A 21104-nucleotide genomic window follows, 5' to 3' on the forward strand; every position below is an offset into this window, starting at 1 on the left:
ATTAAGATGATTTATCCAACTTTCAAGGACATTAAAACTTTTTATGTGTGGGGTTGCTATAAAAATGAGCAAATTAAGTGGTACGTAGACATGGGTGTAATCGACAAAGAAGAATATGCATTGATCACTGGTGAAAAATATCCAGAGGCAAAAGATGAAAAGTCACAGGTGTAATGCTTGAGGCTTTTTAATTTGAATAAAGTGGGTGGCATAATGTTTGGATTTACCAAACGACATGAACAAGATTGGCGTTTAACGCGATTAGAAGAAAATGATAAGACTATGTTTGAAAAATTCGACAGAATAGAAGATAGTCTTAGAGCGCAAGAAAAGATTTATGACAAATTAGATAGAAATTTTGAAGAATTAAAGCGCGACAAGGTAGAAGATGAAAAGAATAAAGAAAAGAATGCCAAGAATATTAGAGACATAAAAATGTGGATTCTAGGTTTGATAGGGACTATCTTCAGTACGATTGTCATAGCTTTACTAAGAACTATTTTTGGTATTTAAAGGAGGTGATTACCATGCTTAAAGGGATTTTAGGATATAGCTTCTGGGCGTGCTTCTGGTTTGGTAAATGTAAATAACAGTTAAGAGTCAGTGCTTCGGCACTGGCTTTTTATTTTGATTGAAATGAGGTGCATACATGGGATTACCTAATCCGAAAAATAGAAAGCCCACAGCTAGTGAAGTAGTTGAATGGGCGTTATATATCGCTAAAAACAAAATAGCTATTGATGTACCTGGTTCTGGAATGGGAGCACAATGCTGGGATTTACCTAATTATTTACTCGATAAATATTGGGGATTTAGAACATGGGGAAATGCTGATGCTATGGCTCAGAAATCTAATTATAGAGGTAGAGATTTCAAGATAATTAGAAATACAAAAGACTTTGTACCACAACCAGGCGACTGGGGTGTTTGGACTGGTGGTTGGGCAGGACATGTAAACATTGTAGTGGGACCATGCACAAAAGACTATTGGTATGGCGTAGATCAAAACTGGTATACAAATAACGCAACAGGAAGTCCACCTTATAAAATTAAACACTCTTATCATGATGGACCAGGTGGAGGGGTTAAATATTTTGTTAGACCACCATATCATCCAGACAAAACTACACCGGCACCTAAACCAGAAGATGATAGTGATGATAACGAAAAAAATAATAAAAAAGTTCCAATTTGGAAAGATGTAACAACTATAAAGTACACTATTTCTAGCCAAGAGGTTAATTATCCAGAATATATTTATCACTTTATAGTAGAAGGTAATCGACGACTCGAAAAACCTAAAGGAATAATGATTAGAAACGCACAAACGATGAGCTCGGTAGAAAGTTTATATAACAGTAGGAAGAAATACAAACAGGATGTAGAATATCCCCACTTTTATGTTGACAGACATAATATTTGGGCACCTAGAAGAGCTGTATTTGAAGTTCCTAATGAACCTGATTATATAGTTATAGACGTATGTGAAGATTATAGTGCGAGTAAAAATGAATTTATATTTAATGAGATTCACGCAATGGTTGTAGCTGTAGATATGATGGCCAAATATGAGATACCTCTAAGTATTGAAAATTTAAAAGTAGACGACAGCATTTGGCGTTCAATGTTGGAACATGTTAATTGGAATATGATTGACAACGGTGTTCCTCCTAAAGATAAATATGAAGCATTAGAAAAGGTATTACTTAATATATTTAAAAACAGAGAAAAATTATTAAATTCTATAACTAAGCCAACAGTAACAAAATCTAGAATAAAAGTTATGGTAGATAATAAAAACGCTGATATAGCTAATGTAAGAGACTCGTCACCAACAGCCAACAATGGTTCGGCATCTAAACAACCGCAGATCATAACAGAAACGAGTCCTTATACATTCAAACAAGCACTGGATAAACAAATGGCAAGAGGTAACCCGAAAAAATCTAATGCTTGGGGTTGGGCTAACGCTACACGAGCTCAAACGAGCTCGGCAATGAATGTTAAACGAATATGGGAAAGTAACACACAATGCTACCAAATGCTTAATTTAGGCAAGTATCAAGGTGTTTCAGTTAGCGCACTTAATAAGATACTTAAAGGTAAGGGAACATTGAATAATCAAGGTAAAGCGTTCGCAGAAGCTTGTAAAAAACACAATATTAATGAAATTTATTTAATCGCGCATGCTTTCTTAGAAAGTGGATATGGAACAAGTAACTTCGCTAGTGGTAGATACGGTGCATATAATTACTTCGGTATTGGTGCATTCGACAACGACCCTGATTATGCAATGAAATTTGCTAAGAATAAAGGTTGGACAACTCCAGCAAAAGCAATCATGGGCGGTGCTAGCTTCGTAAGAAAGGATTACATCAACAAAGGGCAGAATACACTGTACAGAATCAGATGGAATCCTAAGAATCCAGCTACGCACCAATACGCTACTGCTATAGAGTGGTGCAAACATCAAGCTAGTACAATCGCTAAGCTATATAAACAAATCGGCTTAAAAGGTATCTACTTTATAAGAGATAAATATAAATAAAGAGGTGTATAAATGTACAAAATAAAAGATGTTGAAACGAGAATAAAAAATGATGGTGTTGACTTAGGTGACATTGGCTGTCGATTTTACACTGAAGATGAAAATACAGCATCTATAAGAATAGGTATCAATGACAAACAAGGTCGTATCGATCTAAAATCACATGGCTTAACACCTAGATTGCATTTGTTTATGGAAGATGGCTCTATATTCAAAAATGAGCCCCTTATTATCGACGATGTTGTAAAAGGGTTCATTACCTACAAGATACCTAAAAAGGTTATCAAACACGCTGGTTATGTTCGTTGTAAGCTGTTTTTAGAGAAAGAAGAAGAAAAAATACATGTCGCGAACTTTTCTTTCAATATCGTTGATAGTGGCATTGAATCTGCTGTAGCAAAAGAAATCGATGTTAAATTGGTAGATGATGCTATTACGAGAATTTTAAAAGATAACGCGACAGATTTATTGAGCAAAGACTTTAAAGAGAAAATAGATAAAGATGTCATTTCTTACATCGAAAAGAATGAAAGTAGATTTAAAGGTGCGAAAGGTGATAAAGGCGAACCGGGACAACCTGGTGCGAAAGGTGATACAGGTAAAAAGGGAGAACAAGGCACACCCGGTAAAAACGGTACTGTAGTATCAATCAATCCTGACACTAAAATGTGGCAAATTGATGGTAAAGATACAGATATCAAAGCAGAACCTGAGTTATTGGACAAAATCAATATCGCAAATGTTGAAGGGTTAGAAAATAAATTGCAAGAAGTTGAAAAAATCAAAGATACAACTCTCAACGACTCTAAAACGTATACGGATTCAAAAATTGCTGAACTAGTTGATAGCGCACCTGAATCTATGAATACATTAAGAGAATTAGCAGAAGCAATACAAAACAACTCTATTTCAGAAAGTGTATTGCAACAGATTGGCTCAAAAGTTAGTACAGAAGATTTTGAGAGATTCAAGCAATCATTAAACAGTTTGTATGCAGATAAAAATCATAGTCATACAATCAAACAGATTGAAGGATTAGAAAATGCTTTATCAAAAAAATCAGACATAAATCACAGTCATGATGAACGTTATCTTTTATCATCAAATGCTTTTACAAAAGAGGAAGCAGATAAACTTTATCAACCTATCGGTTCTTCGCAGCCGTCACTGAATATTTGGACAGGCAGTGAAACAGAATATAATTATTTGTATCAAAAAGACCCTAATACACTTTATTTAATTAAGGGGTGATTTTTATGGAAGGTAATTTTAAAAATGTAAAGAAGCTTATTTACGAAGGCGAAGAATATACAAAAGTATATGCTGGAAATATCCAAGTATGGAAAAAGCCTTCATCTTTTGTAATAAAACCCTTACCTAAAAATAAATATCCGGATAGCATAGAAGATTCAACAGCAAAATGGACAATAAATGGAGTTGAACCTAATAAAAGTTATCAGGTGACAATAGAAAATGTACGTAGCGGTATAATGAGGATTTCGCAAACTAATTTAGGGTCAAGTGAATTAGGAATATCAGGAGTCAATAGCGGAGTTGCAAGTAAAAATATCAACTTTAGTAATCCTTCAGGGACGTTGTATGTCACTATAAGTGATGTTTATTCAGGATCTCCGACATTGACCATTGAATAATTTTAAACGACTAATTTTTTAGTCGTTTTTTATTTTGGATAAAAGGAGCAAACAAATGGATATCGGTACAATCGTAAGAACAATTTTATTAATAGTCGCATGGATCAATCAGTTTTTAGCAATCAAACATATTTCTCCAATCCCAGTTGACGAAGTGTTTATAAGCACAGTCGTTACTGGGATTGTTTCAACTTGGACGTGGTGGAAAAACAACAACTTTACTCACGCATCTAAGAAGGGACAACAAAAAATCTATGAAGTAAAAGCTGGCATTCAGTCAACTGGTGGCGCACCTAAAGTGAACGGAGATGATAATAATGCCGTCGGTTAGAACATACAGTCAAGCTATTAGTTATCTTAAAAGTTTAGAAGGTAAGGCGTGGAATCCAGACAATGCGTTTGGATGTCAATGCTTCGATACTGCTAACCAATATTGGCTATATTTATTTAATCACAGGTTGAAAGGTGTGGGCGCTGCTGACATTCCTACATGGAATGATTTCACTAACGAGGCAACCGTTTATGAAAATACTGTGTCGTTTCAAGCATTGCCTGGCGACGTCGTTATTTTTAACCGTAACTATGGCGGTGGTTATGGTCACGTAGGTATCGTAATAAGCGCTACGTTAGATTCTATAACTATTTTAGAGCAGAACTGGCTAGGCGGTGCTTACTGGAGTCCACCAGAAGTTACTACAAGACGCACACACGGCTACGACTTCCCTATGTGGTTCATTCGTCCATTCTACGCAAAAGAAACGACCGCTAATAAAATAAGAAGCGCAGTAACGCCAGTTAAACAAGATAAGTTATCAAAAGGTAAAAAAATCATGCTTGTAGCTGGTCATGGTATTGGCGCATACTCTAACGACCCAGGTGCCGTTGCGAACGGAGAAAACGAAAGAGATTTCAACCGTAAAAATATTATCCCTAGAGTGAAAAAGCATCTTGAGTCAGTAGGTAACACAGTATTGTTATACGGTGGCAACTCAATGAATCAAGATTTATATCAAGATACGTTATACGGTCAACGTGTTGGAAACTATAAAGATTATGGCATGTACTGGATTAAAAACGAAGTCAAACCGGATGCAATCATAGAGTTTCATTTAGATTCTGCTAGTCCACAAGCAAGTGGCGGGCATGTAATCATTAGCGACCGTTTCCCAGCTGATGACATTGACAAGGCATTAAGTAGCGCATTAGATAAAACAGTAGGAAAAATAAGAGGTGTGACACCTAGAGGGGATTTATTGAACGCTAACGTGTCCGCTGAACTTAATCTTAATTATCGTTTAATCGAATTAGGTTTTATCACATCAATGAAAGATTTAAACTACATTAAAAATAATTTAGACAGCTTCACGAAGCGGATTGCTGAAGCCATTAACGGCAGACAAATTGATGCGCCAAGTAGTAAGCCAAGCGCTGACAAAATCACATGGAATTGGAAAGGCGTATTTTATCCTAATCCAGAAAAAGCTATAAGAGTCAGAAAAACACCCGGATTAACCGGCACAGTCGTTGAAGAAGATTCATGGCTATACACAAAAGATGATTGGGTAAAATTCGATCAAGTAATTAAAAAAGATGGCTACTGGTGGATTAGATTCAAATATCAACGTGAGGGCTCTAGTACTAACGATTTTTTTTGTGCAGTATGTAGAATCACTGACAAGGAACAAAAGATTAAAAATGAAAAATATTGGGGAACTATTGAGTGGAATTAACAAACGCATTTAATGTTTAGTTAATTAAAAGTTAATAAAAATAATTTGTTTTGCAATAGAAACGTTATATAATTTTTAATGTATTCGAATACATTAAAAAACACAAATGTTAGGATGATTAATAATGAATAATAGTAAAATTATTTCTAAAGTTTTATTGTCTTTATCTCTATTTACTGTAGGAGCTAGTGCATTTGTTATTCAAGACGAACTGATGCAAAAAAACCATGCAAAAGCAGAAGTTTCAGCAGAAGAAATAAAAAAACATGAAGAGAAATGGAATAAGTACTATGGTGTCAATGCATTTAATTTACCAAAAGAGCTTTTTAGTAAAGTTGATGAAAAAGATAGACAAAAGTATCCATATAATACTATAGGTAATGTTTTTGTAAAAGGACAAACAAGTGCAACTGGTGTGTTAATTGGAAAAAATACAGTTCTAACAAATAGACATATCGCTAAATTTGCTAATGGAGATCCATCTAAAGTATCTTTTAGACCTTCTATAAATACAGATGATAACGGTAATACTGAAACACCATATGGAGAGTATGAAGTCAAAGAAATATTACAAGAACCATTTGGTGCAGGTGTTGATTTAGCATTAATCAGATTAAAACCAGATCAAAACGGTGTTTCATTAGGCGATAAAATATCGCCAGCAAAAATAGGGACATCTAATGATTTAAAAGATGGAGACAAACTCGAATTAATAGGCTATCCATTCGATCATAAAGTTAACCAAATGCACAGAAGTGAAATTGAGTTAACAACTTTATCAAGAGGATTAAGATACTATGGATTTACAGTTCCGGGAAATTCTGGATCAGGTATATTTAATTCAAATGGAGAATTAGTTGGTATACATTCTAGCAAAGTGTCTCATCTTGATAGAGAGCATCAAATAAATTATGGTGTTGGTATTGGGAATTATGTCAAGCGCATTATAAACGAGAAAAATGAGTAATAAATAAAATAAAAATCCGTGGATGTTTTATACAAAACTTATATTTTATAGCAGTAAGAAGCTGACTGCATATTTAAACCACCCATACTAGTTACTGGGTGGTTGTTTTTTTATGTTATATTATAAATGATCAAACTACACCACCTATTAATTTAGGAGTGTGGTTATTTTAATATGCGAAGCTAAAATAACTACAAATGATACCATTTTTGATACCAAAAAATAATAACCTCAAAATTTCGAGAGAAAAAACTTCATTTTAAATCGCATTAAATCAACGTTTCTATAAAAATAAGACCTTAAAAATTAGTTTTTTCAATCGAAATGGAAGGTAGTATTGGATAGCTTTAAACCGCGTTGTTAAGCCATTCTTAACTTCCGAAAATGGCTATTGATACCATTTTGATACTGAATATAACAAAAAGCCACATTACTGTGGCTTTTTTTGTTTTATAACTAAATCGGATTGATAGATAAGCTTTGTACTTATTTATATCAGTCCGATTTTTTGATTGGTGTAAAAAATAATCATTGATGGTGGATAAAGCGACAACACAAATACAACATGATTGTGGCATTAGAGTGCTGGTCTTTATTAAATTAATTGAAAGCTACATCAAATATTCTTTAGATAATTCGATATTAGTTCGATTAAGATTCGTTGTATAAGTGAGTTAAAATAAGAAAACTATTAATAATATTAAGTTCACTACAGATGTTGCTAATGGACCATAAGTTTTAAAGACATCTTCACTTTTATAGCCAACAATAACATCTAAAAATTGAACTTAGATCATTGCAATGAATATAGTTATCAAAAATATAGCACTATGAATGACTAAAGAAAAAATAGCTAATAAAAATAAAGGTAAGCTTCGACTAAGTGCATAATATGCATTTATATTATGGCTAGATGCACATGCTTGAATTGAATAACCTAAACTTACACTGGCACTGATTATTGTAAATATTGCTAAAACAAAATACATGTTAATCCTTCTTTCTATATTTGGATATAAACAAGTACTTGTCTAAAGTTATTTAAAAGATAATTAGAATAAATTTATGAGAAACTTATTGTTATCATTATAATGGTTTCAAATCATTATAACTATGTCATAAACTGAATTTGTTAAAATTTTTCATTATGTAAATTTATTAATAACAAACAGCTCGAACTATAGCATCATTTTACTAATGAATGCATTAAAGTAACCATAACTAAAAATGCATATTAATTATCATTATTAAGACTATTATATATAATGAATTTTAACTGGTTTATTAAACGAGAACGTCGGGAATTAAGTAACTACAATAAAAATAAGATATGACAATAAGGAGACTACACGCGTGATCATTGCCATAATTATATTGATATTTATTTCGTTTTTCTTTTCAGGAAGTGAGACGGCATTAACGGCTGCCAATAAAACAAAATTTAAAACTGAAGCTGACAAAGGTGATAAAAAAGCAAAAGGCATTGTAAAGTTACTTGAAAAACCAAGTGAGTTTATTACAACGATTCTAATTGGGAATAATGTCGCGAATATTTTATTACCAACACTTGTTACAATTATGGCTTTACGTTGGGGGATTAGCGTTGGTATTGCATCAGCTGTTTTAACAGTTGTTATCATTTTGATTTCCGAAGTGATTCCCAAGTCTGTCGCTGCAACATTTCCAGATAAAATAACAAGGTTTGTATATCCAATTATTAATATTTGTGTCATTGTGTTTCGCCCTATCACATTACTTTTAAATAAGTTGACGGACAGTATTAATCGAAGTTTATCTAAGGGTCAACCTCAAGAACATCAATTTTCAAAAGAAGAATTTAAAACAATGTTAGCAATTGCTGGACATGAAGGTGCTTTAAATGAAATTGAGACGAGTAGGTTGGAAGGTGTCATTAATTTTGAAAATTTAAAAGTAAAAGATGTAGATACAACACCTAGAATTAATGTGACGGCATTTGCTTCAAATGCGACATACGAAGAAGTTTATGAAACGGTTATGAATAAGCCATACACTAGATATCCAGTGTACGAGGGAGATATTGATAACATTATTGGGGTGTTTCATTCTAAATATCTGTTGGCTTGGAGTAATAAAAAAGAAGATCAAATTACAAACTATTCAGCTAAGCCATTATTTGTGAATGAACACAATAAAGCTGAATGGGTATTACGTAAGATGACTATTTCTAGAAAACATTTAGCAATTGTGTTGGACGAATTTGGTGGTACCGAAGCGATAGTGTCACATGAAGACTTAATTGAAGAATTATTAGGTATGGAAATTGAAGATGAGATGGATAAAAAGGAAAAAGAAAAACTTTCTCAACAGCAAATTCAATTTCAACAACGGAAAAATCGCAACGTATCTATATAAGGAGCGAACAGCTATGTGGAATAAGAATCGACTTACTCAAATGTTAAGTATTGAATATCCAATTATACAAGCAGGTATGGCAGGAAGTACGACACCGAAATTAGTTGCATCAGTAAGTAACAGTGGTGGATTAGGCACAATAGGCGCAGGTTACTTTAATACGCAGCAATTAGAAGACGAAATAGATTATGTACGCCAATTAACGTCAAACTCTTTTGGTGTAAATGTCTTTGTACCAAGTCAACAATCATATACCAGTAGTCAAATTGAAAATATGAATGCATGGTTAAAACCTTATCGACGCGCATTACATTTAGAAGAGCCGGTTGTAAAAATTACCGAAGAACAACAATTTAAATGTCATATTGATACGATAATTAAAAAGCAAGTGCCTGTATGTTGTTTTACTTTTGGAATTCCAAATGAATCTATTATAAAAAGATTGAAAGAATCAAACATTAAGCTAATAGGTACGGCAACAAGTGTTGATGAAGCTATTGCGAATGAAAAAGCGGGTATGGATGCTATCGTTGCTCAAGGTAGTGAAGCAGGTGGACATCGTGGTTCATTTTTAAAACCTAAAAATCAATTACCTATGGTTGGAACAATATCTTTAGTGCCACAAATTGTAGATGTCGTTTCAATTCCGGTCATTGCCGCTGGTGGAATTATGGACGGTAGAGGAGTTTTGGCAAGTATTGTCTTAGGTGCAGAAGGGGTACAAATGGGCACCGCATTTTTAACATCACAAGACAGTAATGCATCAGAACTACTGCGAGATGCAATTATAAATAGTAAAGAAACAGATACAGTCATTACAAAAGCGTTTAGTGGAAAGCTTGCACGCGGTATCAACAATAGGTTTATCGAAGAAATGTCCCAATACGAAGGCGAGATCCCAGATTATCCAATACAAAATGAGCTAACAAGTAGCATAAGAAAAGCCGCAGCAAACATCGGCGACAAAGAGTTAACACATATGTGGAGTGGACAAAGCCCGCGACTAGCAACAACGCATCCCGCCAACACCATCATGTCCAATATAATCAATCAAATTAATCAAATCATGCAATATAAATAATCGACCGCAATCCACAAAAGCACAAGCACCCCCAAACATTATTTTAGTGCTTGCCATTTTTGTGGATTGCGTTTCTATTTTACCAATCTAATCAAACGAAATCATCAACCTAAAGGTCACCGAAATGATTATAGTTAAACGAAATCATCAAACGAAAGTTCACTGAAATGATTATAATCAAACGAAGGTTCGCTGAAATGATTATAATCAAGCGAAATCATCAAATTAAAGTTCGCTGAAATGATTATGATAAAAGTTATATGGTATGATGACATTGGTGATATATATGATAAACATCGGATTAACAGGTTGGGGTGATCACTATTCATTATATGAAGATTTAGAACGCCAAACCGATAAACTTAAAACATATGCTGGACATTTTCCGGTTGTCGAATTAGATGCGACATACTATGCGATACAACCGGAAAGAAATATATTGAAATGGATAAAAGAAACGCCTGATACATTTGAATTTGTGGTCAAAATTCATCAAGCACTCACATTGCATGCAGACTACAAAACATTTGCAGATACAAGGCAAGAACTATTTGATCAATTTAAGAATATGTTAGAGCCCTTACATACACAGAAAAAATTAGCAATGGTATTGGTTCAATTTCCGCCATGGTTTGACTGCAATGCACAAAATATCAAATATATTTTGTATGTAAGACAGCAATTACAAGCATTTCCAATATGTGTAGAATTTAGGCATCAATCATGGTTTAGTGATGCATTTAAAGAACAAACATTGGCATTTTTAACAGAACATCAAATCATTCATGCAGTAGTTGATGAACCACAAGTGAAAGATGGCAGTGTACCTTTAGTCAATCGAATCACAAATGAAATTGCGTTTGTACGTTATCATGGACGTAATCATTACGGTTGGACTAAGAAAGATATGTCAGATCAAGAATGGCGAGATGTGCGCTATTTATATGATTATAATGAACAAGAATTAATAGACTTGGCACAAAAGGCACAAATATTAGCACAAAAAGCTAAGAAAGTTTACGTCATATTTAACAATAATTCTGGTGGTCATGCAGCAAATAATGCCAAAACATATCAGCGATTATTGAATATAGAATATGAAGGGTTAGCACCACAACAATTAAAATTATTTTAAGAGGCGACGACTATGTTATTAACAATTACATTATTAGTTTTAATCGGAGGTTTGTCAGCGATTATAGGGTCAATCGTAGGCATTGGAGGCGGTATTATTATCGTTCCAACAATGGTTTACCTCGGTGTTGAACATGGATTACTACATAATATTACAACACAAGTAGCGATAGGGACGTCTTCAGTCATTCTAATTGTGACAGGACTTTCTTCATCACTTGGATATCTAAAAACAAAACAAGTTGATATTAAAAATGGTTCCGTCTTTTTATTTGGACTATTACCAGGTTCATTGCTTGGGTCCTTCATTAGTAGATATTTAACATTTGAGTCATTTAATTTATATTTTGGTATCTTTTTAATTTTCGTAGCCATTTTATTAATGGTAAGAAATAAGATTAAACCGTTTAAAATTTTCGATAAACCCAAGTATGAAAAGACTTATGTAGATGCTAAAGGTAAAACATATCATTATAGTGTACCGCCTTTATTCGCTTTTGTTACTACATTTTTAATTGGTATTTTGACAGGTTTATTTGGTATTGGAGGTGGCGCACTTATGACGCCACTAATGCTTATTGTATTTAGATTTCCACCTCATGTAGCTGTTGGAACAAGTATGATGATGATTTTCTTTTCAAGTGTCATGAGTTCTATAGGGCACATTGCTCAAGGTCACGTAGCTTGGGGTTATGCAATCATTTTAATTATATCTAGTTATGTTGGTGCGAAAATCGGTGTCAAAGTGAATCAATCAATTAAGTCAGATACGGTAGTGACATTATTGAGAACAGTAATGTTGTTAATGGGTATATATTTAATTATTCGTGCGTTGATTTAATACAACTTTAAAAGGAGGACGTCAATTTGAGGCTTACAATTTATCATACGAACGATATTCATAGTCATTTACATGAATACGAACGCATTAAAGCATATATGGCAGAACAACGGCCACGACTTAATCATCCTTCTTTATATGTTGATCTAGGTGATCATGTAGATTTATCCGCACCTATAACTGAAGCAACTTTAGGTAAAAAGAATGTGGCATTACTAAATGAAGCAAAATGTGATGTTGCAACAATCGGTAATAATGAAGGGATGACCATTTCACACGAAGCTTTAAATCACCTTTACGACGAAGCAAAATTTATTGTGACATGTAGCAATGTTATAGATGAATCAGGTCATTTACCAAATAATATCGTTTCTTCTTATATTAAGGATATAGACGGTGTGAAAATACTATTCGTTGCAGCGACAGCACCTTTTACCCCATTTTATCGTGCACTAAATTGGATTGTTACCGATCCACTTGAATCTATAAAAGAAGAAATTGAACTTCAACGAGGTAAATTTGATGTATTAATCGTGCTAAGTCATTGTGGCATTTTCTTCGATGAAACATTATGCCAAGAATTGCCTGAAATTGATGTCATTTTTGGTAGTCATACGCATCATTATTTTGAACATGGTGAAATCAATAATGGTGTACTGATGGCGGCAGCTGGAAAGTATGGTAATTATCTTGGAGAGGTTAATTTAACTTTTGAGGCACATAAAGTAGTACATAAAACTGCAAAGATTATTCCTTTAGAAACATTACCTGAAGTTGAAACTTCATTTGAAGAAGAAGGAAAAATGTTAATGTCCAATTCAGTAATTCAACATCCAGTAGTGCTTAAGCGTAGTATGAATCACATAACTGAAGCTGCATACTTATTAGCTCAAAGTGTTTGTGAGTATACACATGCACAATGTGCCATCATCAATGCTGGCTTACTCGTTAAAGATATTGTAAAAGATGAAGTGACAGAATATGACATTCATCAAATGTTACCGCATCCGATTAATATGGTAAGGGTTAGACTTTCTGGTATGAAATTAAAAGAGATTATAGCTAAAAGTAATAAACAAGAATATATGTATGAACATGCACAAGGTTTGGGTTTCAGAGGGAATATATTTGGAGGATATATTCTTTATAATTTAGGGTACATTCATTCTACAGGGCGTTACTATCTGAATGGAGAAGAAATCGAAGACGACAAAGAATATGTACTAGGTACGATAGATATGTATACGTTCGGTCGTTATTTCCCAACATTGAAAGAATTACCAAAAGAGTATTTAATGCCAGAGTTTTTAAGAGATATATTTAAAGAAAAATTATTGGAATATTAAAAAGTAAGATTATTAGATTTTCATTTGTCATGAATTTCGATATAATGTTTAAAGATACACTTAACAGGAGGGTATGTGTTGTTATGGCGACAAAAAACGAGGAAATATTACGTAAACCGGATTGGTTGAAAATAAAATTAAATACCAACGAAAACTATACAGGACTTAAGAAGATGATGAGGGAAAAAAATCTTAATACTGTATGTGAAGAAGCTAAATGTCCTAATATACATGAATGTTGGGGTGCACGTCGTACAGCGACATTTATGATTTTAGGTGCCGTATGTACAAGAGCTTGTCGTTTTTGTGCGGTTAAGACAGGTTTACCTAATGAACTTGATTTAAATGAGCCTGAACGTGTAGCTGAATCAGTTGAATTAATGAATTTGAAACACGTTGTTATCACTGCTGTTGCGCGTGATGATTTAAGAGATGCTGGTTCAAATGTTTATGCTGAGACAGTACGTAAAGTTAGAGAAAGAAATCCATTTACAACGATTGAAATTTTACCATCAGATATGGGCGGGGACTATGATGCGTTAGAAACATTAATGGCGTCAAGACCTGACATTTTAAACCATAATATTGAAACTGTTCGTCGCTTAACACCGAGAGTTCGTGCGCGTGCGACTTACGACAGAACATTAGAGTTTTTACGTCGTTCAAAAGAATTACAACCGGATATCCCAACTAAATCAAGTATTATGGTTGGATTAGGTGAAACTATAGAAGAAATTTATGAAACGATGGATGATTTACGTGCGAATGATGTAGATATTTTAACGATTGGTCAATATTTACAACCTTCACGTAAACATTTAAAGGTTCAAAAATATTACACGCCTTTAGAGTTTGGTAAATTAAGAAAAGTGGCAATGGATAAAGGGTTTAAACATTGCCAAGCTGGACCTTTAGTACGTAGTTCTTATCATGCGGATGAGCAAGTAAATGAAGCTGCTAAAGAAAAGCAACGCCAAGGTGAGGCACAGTTAAATAGTTAATATTTAACAATTAATAAGGCATAAAGGCTTAGTTTGTACAAAACGAACGTGTCATAGAAGTAATCATTATTTTTATGAAACACTAAAAGTATAAACTGAGCCTTTCATTGTCATAGATAGGTGAAGAATTTGATAAAAGTAGATCAACATTACTTTGAATTAATAGAAAATTATCGCGAATGTTTTAATGAAGAACAATTTATTGCTAGGTATTCAGATATTTTAGATAAATATGATTACATTGTTGGTGACTATGGTTACGATCAATTACGATTAAAAGGTTTTTACAAAGATTCTAATAAAAAAGCAGAGATGAGTAAACGTTTTTCAAATATTCAAGATTACATATTTGAATATTGTAACTTTGGTTGTCCTTACTTTGTATTAAGACATTTGTCTAAACAAGAGGTTAAAAAGTTAATCGAAGAAGTTCATCCGTCTGATGTGATAGATGACGACAATAAACTTCAAGATGTGAAGATTAAGCCAACCATTCAAGATACTGAACATTAATAAAACCCTTAGCTAGATTGAAAATGGGAATCATGCAATTCAAGCATGGACCTGTAATCTAGTTAGGGGTTTTTATCTTTAATGAATGACTTCATTTAAATACTCAGTAATTTCATCGCCTTCTTCAGCATTTACACCTAAAATATGAGCGATATAGCCTTCTTCTTTTAAATCATCAGTACCGATAATACCGAATTTATTTGTTTGCATATTAAGTACGAGTGTCTTACCATAATGTCTATTTGTATGGACTAACATCAAATCATATCGACTATGCTCGCCAACAAAACCAACAAACTGAACTTGACTCTCTTCGTTGTCATCATATAAATACATATCAATCATTTTGTAGCGACTCCTTTTAAAAGTAGTAAAGTTAGTATAACGACAAATGAAGTATACTGCAAAATTATGATAATATATAAGCGAGAGGTGACAAGGAATGTATTTTGTAGACAAAGATAAACTAACTCAGAAATTAGACTATTTACAAGCATTAACTGATGATTATCATGAGAGCAAGCACAATCATTATGCATTTGAACGCATTGCTCAAATGTTGATAGAATCATCGGTAGATATAGGGAATATGATTATCGATGCATTTATTTTAAGGGATCCTGGTAATTATAAAGATGTGATTGATATATTAGAACTAGAAAATGTTATTACTAAAGAAACACAGCAGGAGATTAATAAAACTGTCGATATTCGTAAACAATTTACATATGATTACACAGCCTTAGATACTAAGGTTATCATGCCAATGTTTGATGACGCATTACCTTATTACAAACAATTTATTACAGAAGTAACGACATTTTTACATCAAGAAAATGTACCAGTAACAGCTTTTGGTAAAGGAGAAAATCAATAATGAAAAAGTATAAAGCGTATTTAATCGATTTAGATGGCACAATGTATATGGGAACAGATGAGATTGATGGAGCAAAACAATTCATCGATTATTTAAATGTAAAAGGCATTCCTCATTTATACGTAACTAATAATTCAACAAAAACACCTGAGCAAGTAATTGAAAAATTACGTGAAATGCACATTGATGCGAAACCAGAAGAGGTTGTAACGTCAGCGTTAGCCACTGCTGATTATATTTCAGAACAATCACCAGGAGCATCAGTATATATGTTAGGTGGGAGTGGTTTAAATACTGCGTTAACCGAAGCGGGACTTGTCATTAAAAATGACGAGCATGTTGATTATGTAGTTATTGGACTTGACGAACAAGTTACATATGAAAAGCTAGCGATTGCAACGTTAGGTGTAAGAAATGGTGCAACATTTATTTCTACAAATCCTGATGTATCAATTCCTAAAGAGCGTGGCTTATTACCTGGTAATGGTGCTATTACAAGTGTTGTAAGTGTATCGACAGGTGTATCGCCACAATTTATTGGTAAACCAGAACCGATTATTATGGTTAAAGCATTAGAAATTTTAGGATTAGATAAATCCGAAGTTGCTATGGTAGGCGATTTGTACGATACCGATATTATGTCTGGTATTAACGTAGGTATGGATACGATTCATGTACAAACAGGTGTATCTACGTTAGAAGATGTGCAAAATAAAAATGTGCCACCAACGTATTCTTTTAAAGATTTAAATGAAGCAATAGCTGAATTAGAAAAATAGATATAGTCATTTTATAAAGTAGGTGAATTGATTTGGTAAAAATAGTTGTTTCGAGGAAAATTCCAGATAAATTTTATCAACAATTAAGTAAACTTGGTGACGTTGTTATGTGGCAAAAATCATTAGTGCCTATGCCTAAAGATCAATTTGTGACAGCACTTCGTGACGCAGATGCTTGTTTTATTACATTAAGTGAACAGATCGATGCAGAAATTTTAGCACAATCACCAAATTTAAAAGTAATTGCGAATATGGCTGTAGGATATGACAACATCGATGTTGAAAGTGCAACAGCGAATAACGTGGTTGTCACGAATACACCAAATGTACTTACTGAAACAACTGCAGAATTAGGATTTACATTAATGCTTGCTATAGCACGCCGTATTGTAGAAGCTGAAAAATATGTAGAAGCAGATGCATGGCAAAGCTGGGGTCCTTATTTATTGTCAGGTAAAGATGTCTTCAATTCAACTATTGGAATATATGGTATGGGAGATATTGGTAAAGCTTTTGCAAGAAGGTTGCAAGGGTTTAATACTAATATTCTTTATCATAATCGATCAAGACATAAAGATGCAGAGGCGGACTTTAATGCAACATATGTTTCTTTTGAAACGTTGTTAGCAGAAAGTGATTTTATCATCTGTACAGCGCCACTTACAAAAGAAACACATCATAAATTTAATGCTGAAGCATTTGAACAAATGAAAAATGATGCAATTTTTATTAATATCGGTAGAGGACAAATTGTAGATGAAACAGCATTAATCGATGCACTAGACAATAAAGAAATTTTAGCATGTGGTTTAGATGTATTAGCAAATGAACCGATTGATCATACACATCCATTAATGGGACGTGATAATGTTCTGATTACACCACACATTGGTAGCGCATCAGTAACAACACGGGACAATATGATTCAATTATGTATTAATAATATAGAAGCGGTTATGACAAATCAGGTACCACATACTCCAGTAAATTGAAAATAAGTATGGTTTTTAATCATTGGTAAAACAAGCAAAGCAATTGTTAAATATGTTATGCTTGACTTGCGAATGTATATATTTGCGCTGATGATAATTCAATAACATTATAAACTCGTCATATTAATGTGATGAGTTTATTTGATTTTGACGTATATAACAAAATTGTTATATAGACTGTAATTGTTTATTGTTTAAATAACCTTTAAAATGAATGATGTTCTCAACAAAGTGTATCATTTACAATAATTGAGTGATGACAACCAATTACTATGTTGAATCTATAAAATTAAAATTGAATTTCATTATGAATATCGATATAATGAATTGTAAAAAACAAATTTTAAAACGTATTTTATATTGAACGGTCTTTATAAAGGCGTTTTTACTAAGAACTTTAAGAGGTGCAATATGAAATCTAAAAGTAAACAGCCACCTAATAAATATGTTGAAGCATTCAAACCATATTTATTAACACTATTGTATTTGGCAATATTTATTACTTTATATTTAATTTATGGCAGTGGCGACACACACAATAACTTCATTTATAATGAGTTCTAATGAGGGAGACTTAATATGACAGATATTATTAACAAGCTGCAAGCGTTTGCGGATGCAAATCCACAAAGCATTGCTGTTAGACACACAACTGATGAATTAACTTATCAACAGTTAATGGATGAGTCTAGTAAATTAGCACATCGATTACAAGGTAGTAAGAAACCGATGATTTTATTCGGTCACATGTCACCATATATGATTGTTGGGATGATTGGTGCCATCAAAGCAGGATGTGGATATGTACCTGTAGACACTTCAATTCCTGAAGACCGTATTAAAATGATTATTAACAAGGTTCAACCAGAGTTTGTATTTAATACGACTGATGAATCATTTGAAAGTTTAGAAGGCGAAGTATTTACAATAGAAGATATTAAAACATCTCAAGACCCAGTAATTTTTGATAGTCAGATTAAAGATAACGACACAGTATACACAATCTTTACATCTGGTTCTACTGGGGAACCTAAAGGAGTTCAAATTGAATATGCAAGTTTAGTTCAATTTACTGAGTGGATGTTAGAACTTAATAAATCAGGAAATGAACAACAATGGCTTAACCAAGCGCCATTTTCATTTGATTTATCTGTAATGGCTATTTATCCATGTTTAGCATCAGGCGGTACATTAAATCTTGTAGATAAAAACATGATTAATAAACCTAAATTATTAAATGAAATGCTAACAGCAACACCGATTAACATTTGGGTATCAACACCATCATTTATGGAAATGTGTTTATTATTACCAACGCTTAATGAAGAACAGTATGGTAGTCTTAACGAATTCTTCTTCTGTGGCGAAATCCTACCTCACAGAGCAGCAAAAGCGTTAGTAAGCCGTTTCCCAAGTGCGACGATTTACAACACATATGGTCCAACTGAAGCTACGGTAGCAGTTACAAGTATTCAAATTACACAAGAAATCTTAGATCAATATCCGACATTACCTGTTGGCGTTGAAAGACCAGGCGCAAGATTATCTACTACAGATGAAGGTGAACTTGTTATCGAAGGTCAAAGTGTAAGTTTAGGATACTTAAAAAATGACCAAAAAACTGCTGAAGTATTTAATTTCGATGACGGTATTCGTACTTATCACACTGGTGATAAAGCGAAGTTTGAAAATGGTCAATGGTTCATTCAAGGTCGTATTGATTTCCAAATCAAATTGAATGGCTACAGAATGGAATTAGAAGAAATTGAAACACAATTACGCCAGTCTGAGTTCGTAAAAGAAGCGATTGTTGTACCTGTATATAAAAATGATAAAGTTATTCATTTAATTGGTGCAATTGTGCCAACGACTGAAGTTACGGACAATGCAGAAATGACTAAAAATATTAAAAATGACTTGAAATCACGCTTACCAGAGTATATGATTCCTAGAAAGTTTGAATGGATGGAACAATTGCCATTGACTTCAAATGGTAAAATTGACAGAAAGAAAATTGCAGAGGTAATTAACGGATGATTCCATATGGTGATTTTACATTCTTCTTAATTGCTTTAATTGCATTATTACCAGTCATTATACTTGGATTTTTAGGTAAGCGAAGTTACATTTATAATGGCGTAGTTACAGCATTTATGATTGTGTTAATCTTTTCTTCTGATAAACATAATCTGTTTGACCAAAAGTATTTAAGTGTTCAATTAATTAGTTTTATTATTTACGTCGTATGGCAAGTTTTATTGATAATGTTTTATTATCATTCAAAACCAAAAAATAATTCATTTTCAAAATTTGTAACTGTAATGGTTTTATCAATATTGCCATTAGCACTTGTGAAAGTGTTACAAAGTACATGGTTAGGTGGACATCAGATTCACTTCCATGAAAGTAAATTAATTGAATTTGTTGGTTTCTTAGGAATTTCTTATGTTACATTCAAAAGTGTGCAGTTAATTATGGAAATTCGTGATGGTTCTATCAAAGAAATTAAAGTATGGAAATTAATTCAATTTATTTCATTCTTCCCAACGATTTCATCTGGACCAATCGATCGTTACAAACGTTTCGTTAAAGACGATAAAAAAGTACCAACAGGCAATGAATATCGTGAATTAGTATTAAAAGCAATTCACATGATTATGCTTGGTTTCTTGTATAAATATATTGTTGCTTACTTTATTAACACATATGCAATCATGCCGTTACAATTAGACTTACATGGCTTTGTCAATTTGTGGTTATATATGTACGCATACAGCTTATATTTATTCTTTGACTTTGCAGGTTATAGTTTATTTGCGATAGCATTTAGTTATTTATTCGGTATTAAAACACCACCAAACTTCGATAAACCTTTCAAAGCGAAAAATATTAAAGATTTCTGGAATAGATGGCATATGACATTATCATTCTGGTTCAGAGATTGTATTTACATGAGATCTTTATTCTACATGTCTCGTAAAAAATTATTGAAGAGTCAATTTGCAATGTCTAACGTGGCATTCTTAATCAACTTCTTCATAATGGGAATTTGGCATGGTATCGAAGTGTATTACATTGTTTATGGTTTATACCATGCAGCATTGTTTATAGGTTATGGCTATTATGAACGTTGGCGTAAGAAACATCCGCCACGTTGGCAAAATGGTTTCACAACAGCACTTAGCATTGTGATTACATTCCACTTTGTAACATTTGGCTTTTTAATCTTCTCAGGTAAACTTATATAAT

The 21104-nt window shown here is 33.1% G+C and carries 24 protein-coding genes and 1 pseudogene; 23 read left to right on the top strand and 2 right to left on the bottom strand.

Annotated features, from left to right (window positions below):
- From KI230_RS04400 to KI230_RS04440, 9 genes are all read left to right on the top strand, one after another.
- Window positions 1-174, top strand: coding sequence for an XkdX family protein (locus KI230_RS04400; RefSeq protein ID WP_001790193.1), 174 nt, complete (start codon window positions 1-3; stop codon window positions 172-174).
- A gap of 39 nt (window positions 175-213) precedes the next feature.
- Complete coding sequence (locus KI230_RS04405) at window positions 214-513, top strand: DUF2951 domain-containing protein (protein ID WP_000466777.1); 300 nt, start codon at window positions 214-216, stop codon at window positions 511-513.
- A 136-nt stretch (window positions 514-649) separates the two neighbouring features.
- Window positions 650-2548 (top strand): glucosaminidase domain-containing protein, encoded by a 1899-nt coding sequence (locus KI230_RS04410; protein WP_214958330.1) that lies wholly within the window; start codon window positions 650-652, stop codon window positions 2546-2548.
- 12 nt (window positions 2549-2560) lie between these two features.
- Window positions 2561-3799 (top strand): BppU family phage baseplate upper protein, encoded by a 1239-nt coding sequence (locus tag KI230_RS04415; protein ID WP_069990338.1) that lies wholly within the window; start codon window positions 2561-2563, stop codon window positions 3797-3799.
- A gap of 5 nt (window positions 3800-3804) precedes the next feature.
- On the top strand, window positions 3805-4200 hold the full coding sequence (locus tag KI230_RS04420) for a hypothetical protein (protein WP_000398874.1): 396 nt from the start codon (window positions 3805-3807) through the stop codon (window positions 4198-4200).
- A 55-nt stretch (window positions 4201-4255) separates the two neighbouring features.
- Window positions 4256-4531, top strand: coding sequence for a phage holin (locus KI230_RS04425; protein WP_000351121.1), 276 nt, complete (start codon window positions 4256-4258; stop codon window positions 4529-4531).
- Entirely contained in the window at window positions 4518-5930 is a 1413-nt protein-coding gene (locus KI230_RS04430; RefSeq protein WP_001141515.1) for an N-acetylmuramoyl-L-alanine amidase, read from the top strand. The genes KI230_RS04425 and KI230_RS04430 overlap by 14 nt, the downstream gene beginning before the upstream one ends.
- A gap of 124 nt (window positions 5931-6054) precedes the next feature.
- Window positions 6055-6897 carry an exfoliative toxin A gene (gene eta / locus KI230_RS04435; RefSeq protein WP_001065781.1) on the top strand — a complete coding sequence of 281 codons (843 nt, stop codon included), beginning with the start codon at window positions 6055-6057 and terminating at the stop codon, window positions 6895-6897.
- Window positions 6898-7428: 531 nt separating this feature from the next.
- The gene (locus KI230_RS04440; RefSeq protein ID WP_001790198.1) at window positions 7429-7566 is read left to right on the top strand and encodes a chorismate mutase; all 138 of its coding nucleotides are present in this window, start codon (window positions 7429-7431) and stop codon (window positions 7564-7566) included.
- A 5-nt stretch (window positions 7567-7571) separates the two neighbouring features.
- On the opposite strand, the pseudogene KI230_RS04445 reads toward KI230_RS04440, so the two are convergent.
- A pseudogene (locus KI230_RS04445) lies at window positions 7572-7886 on the bottom strand (hypothetical protein).
- Window positions 7887-8250: 364 nt separating this feature from the next.
- On the opposite strand from KI230_RS04445, the gene KI230_RS04450 reads away from it, so the two are divergent.
- From KI230_RS04450 to KI230_RS04480, 7 genes are all read left to right on the top strand, one after another.
- The gene (locus tag KI230_RS04450; protein WP_045178105.1) at window positions 8251-9291 is read left to right on the top strand and encodes a hemolysin family protein; all 1041 of its coding nucleotides are present in this window, start codon (window positions 8251-8253) and stop codon (window positions 9289-9291) included.
- Window positions 9292-9304: 13 nt separating this feature from the next.
- On the top strand, window positions 9305-10372 hold the full coding sequence (locus KI230_RS04455) for an NAD(P)H-dependent flavin oxidoreductase (protein ID WP_045178104.1): 1068 nt from the start codon (window positions 9305-9307) through the stop codon (window positions 10370-10372).
- A 286-nt stretch (window positions 10373-10658) separates the two neighbouring features.
- Window positions 10659-11507, top strand: a complete 849-nt coding sequence (locus KI230_RS04460; protein ID WP_000608127.1) for a DUF72 domain-containing protein — start codon at window positions 10659-10661, stop codon at window positions 11505-11507.
- Window positions 11508-11519: 12 nt separating this feature from the next.
- On the top strand, window positions 11520-12347 hold the full coding sequence (locus tag KI230_RS04465) for a sulfite exporter TauE/SafE family protein (protein WP_045178103.1): 828 nt from the start codon (window positions 11520-11522) through the stop codon (window positions 12345-12347).
- Window positions 12348-12373: 26 nt separating this feature from the next.
- Window positions 12374-13693 (top strand): bifunctional metallophosphatase/5'-nucleotidase, encoded by a 1320-nt coding sequence (locus tag KI230_RS04470; RefSeq protein WP_214958331.1) that lies wholly within the window; start codon window positions 12374-12376, stop codon window positions 13691-13693.
- An 83-nt stretch (window positions 13694-13776) separates the two neighbouring features.
- A complete protein-coding gene (gene lipA, locus KI230_RS04475) occupies window positions 13777-14694 on the top strand; it encodes a lipoyl synthase (RefSeq protein WP_000201875.1) in 918 nt (305 codons plus the stop codon).
- Window positions 14695-14823: 129 nt separating this feature from the next.
- Entirely contained in the window at window positions 14824-15207 is a 384-nt protein-coding gene (locus KI230_RS04480) for a YutD family protein (RefSeq protein ID WP_000598444.1), read from the top strand.
- Window positions 15208-15285: 78 nt separating this feature from the next.
- On the opposite strand, the gene KI230_RS04485 is transcribed toward KI230_RS04480, so the two are convergent.
- Window positions 15286-15552 (bottom strand): DUF3055 domain-containing protein, encoded by a 267-nt coding sequence (locus tag KI230_RS04485; protein WP_000566649.1) that lies wholly within the window; start codon window positions 15550-15552, stop codon window positions 15286-15288.
- Between the two features lie 97 nt (window positions 15553-15649).
- Between KI230_RS04485 and KI230_RS04490 the strand changes: the two genes are divergently transcribed.
- From KI230_RS04490 to dltB, 7 genes are all read left to right on the top strand, one after another.
- Window positions 15650-16084 (top strand): DUF86 domain-containing protein, encoded by a 435-nt coding sequence (locus KI230_RS04490; protein WP_214958332.1) that lies wholly within the window; start codon window positions 15650-15652, stop codon window positions 16082-16084.
- Entirely contained in the window at window positions 16084-16863 is a 780-nt protein-coding gene (gene nucF, locus KI230_RS04495) for a 5' nucleotidase NucF (RefSeq protein WP_045178097.1), read from the top strand. The genes KI230_RS04490 and nucF overlap by 1 nt, the downstream gene beginning before the upstream one ends.
- A 32-nt stretch (window positions 16864-16895) precedes the next feature.
- Entirely contained in the window at window positions 16896-17855 is a 960-nt protein-coding gene (locus KI230_RS04500) for a 2-hydroxyacid dehydrogenase (protein WP_000239131.1), read from the top strand.
- Between the two features lie 253 nt (window positions 17856-18108).
- The gene (locus KI230_RS04505; protein WP_001790652.1) at window positions 18109-18219 is read left to right on the top strand and encodes a hypothetical protein; all 111 of its coding nucleotides are present in this window, start codon (window positions 18109-18111) and stop codon (window positions 18217-18219) included.
- A 47-nt stretch (window positions 18220-18266) separates the two neighbouring features.
- Entirely contained in the window at window positions 18267-18419 is a 153-nt protein-coding gene (locus tag KI230_RS04510; protein WP_000837752.1) for a teichoic acid D-Ala incorporation-associated protein DltX, read from the top strand.
- Between the two features lie 15 nt (window positions 18420-18434).
- Window positions 18435-19892, top strand: coding sequence for a D-alanine--poly(phosphoribitol) ligase subunit DltA (dltA, locus tag KI230_RS04515; protein ID WP_000129656.1), 1458 nt, complete (start codon window positions 18435-18437; stop codon window positions 19890-19892).
- A complete protein-coding gene (gene dltB / locus KI230_RS04520; protein WP_000613541.1) occupies window positions 19889-21103 on the top strand; it encodes a PG:teichoic acid D-alanyltransferase DltB in 1215 nt (404 codons plus the stop codon). The genes dltA and dltB overlap by 4 nt, the downstream gene beginning before the upstream one ends.
- Window position 21104: the final 1 nt, after the last annotated feature.

Origin of the sequence: Staphylococcus sp. MZ3, from assembly GCF_018622755.1 — a bacterium.
Taxonomy (GTDB): Bacteria; Bacillota; Bacilli; order Staphylococcales; family Staphylococcaceae; genus Staphylococcus; species Staphylococcus aureus.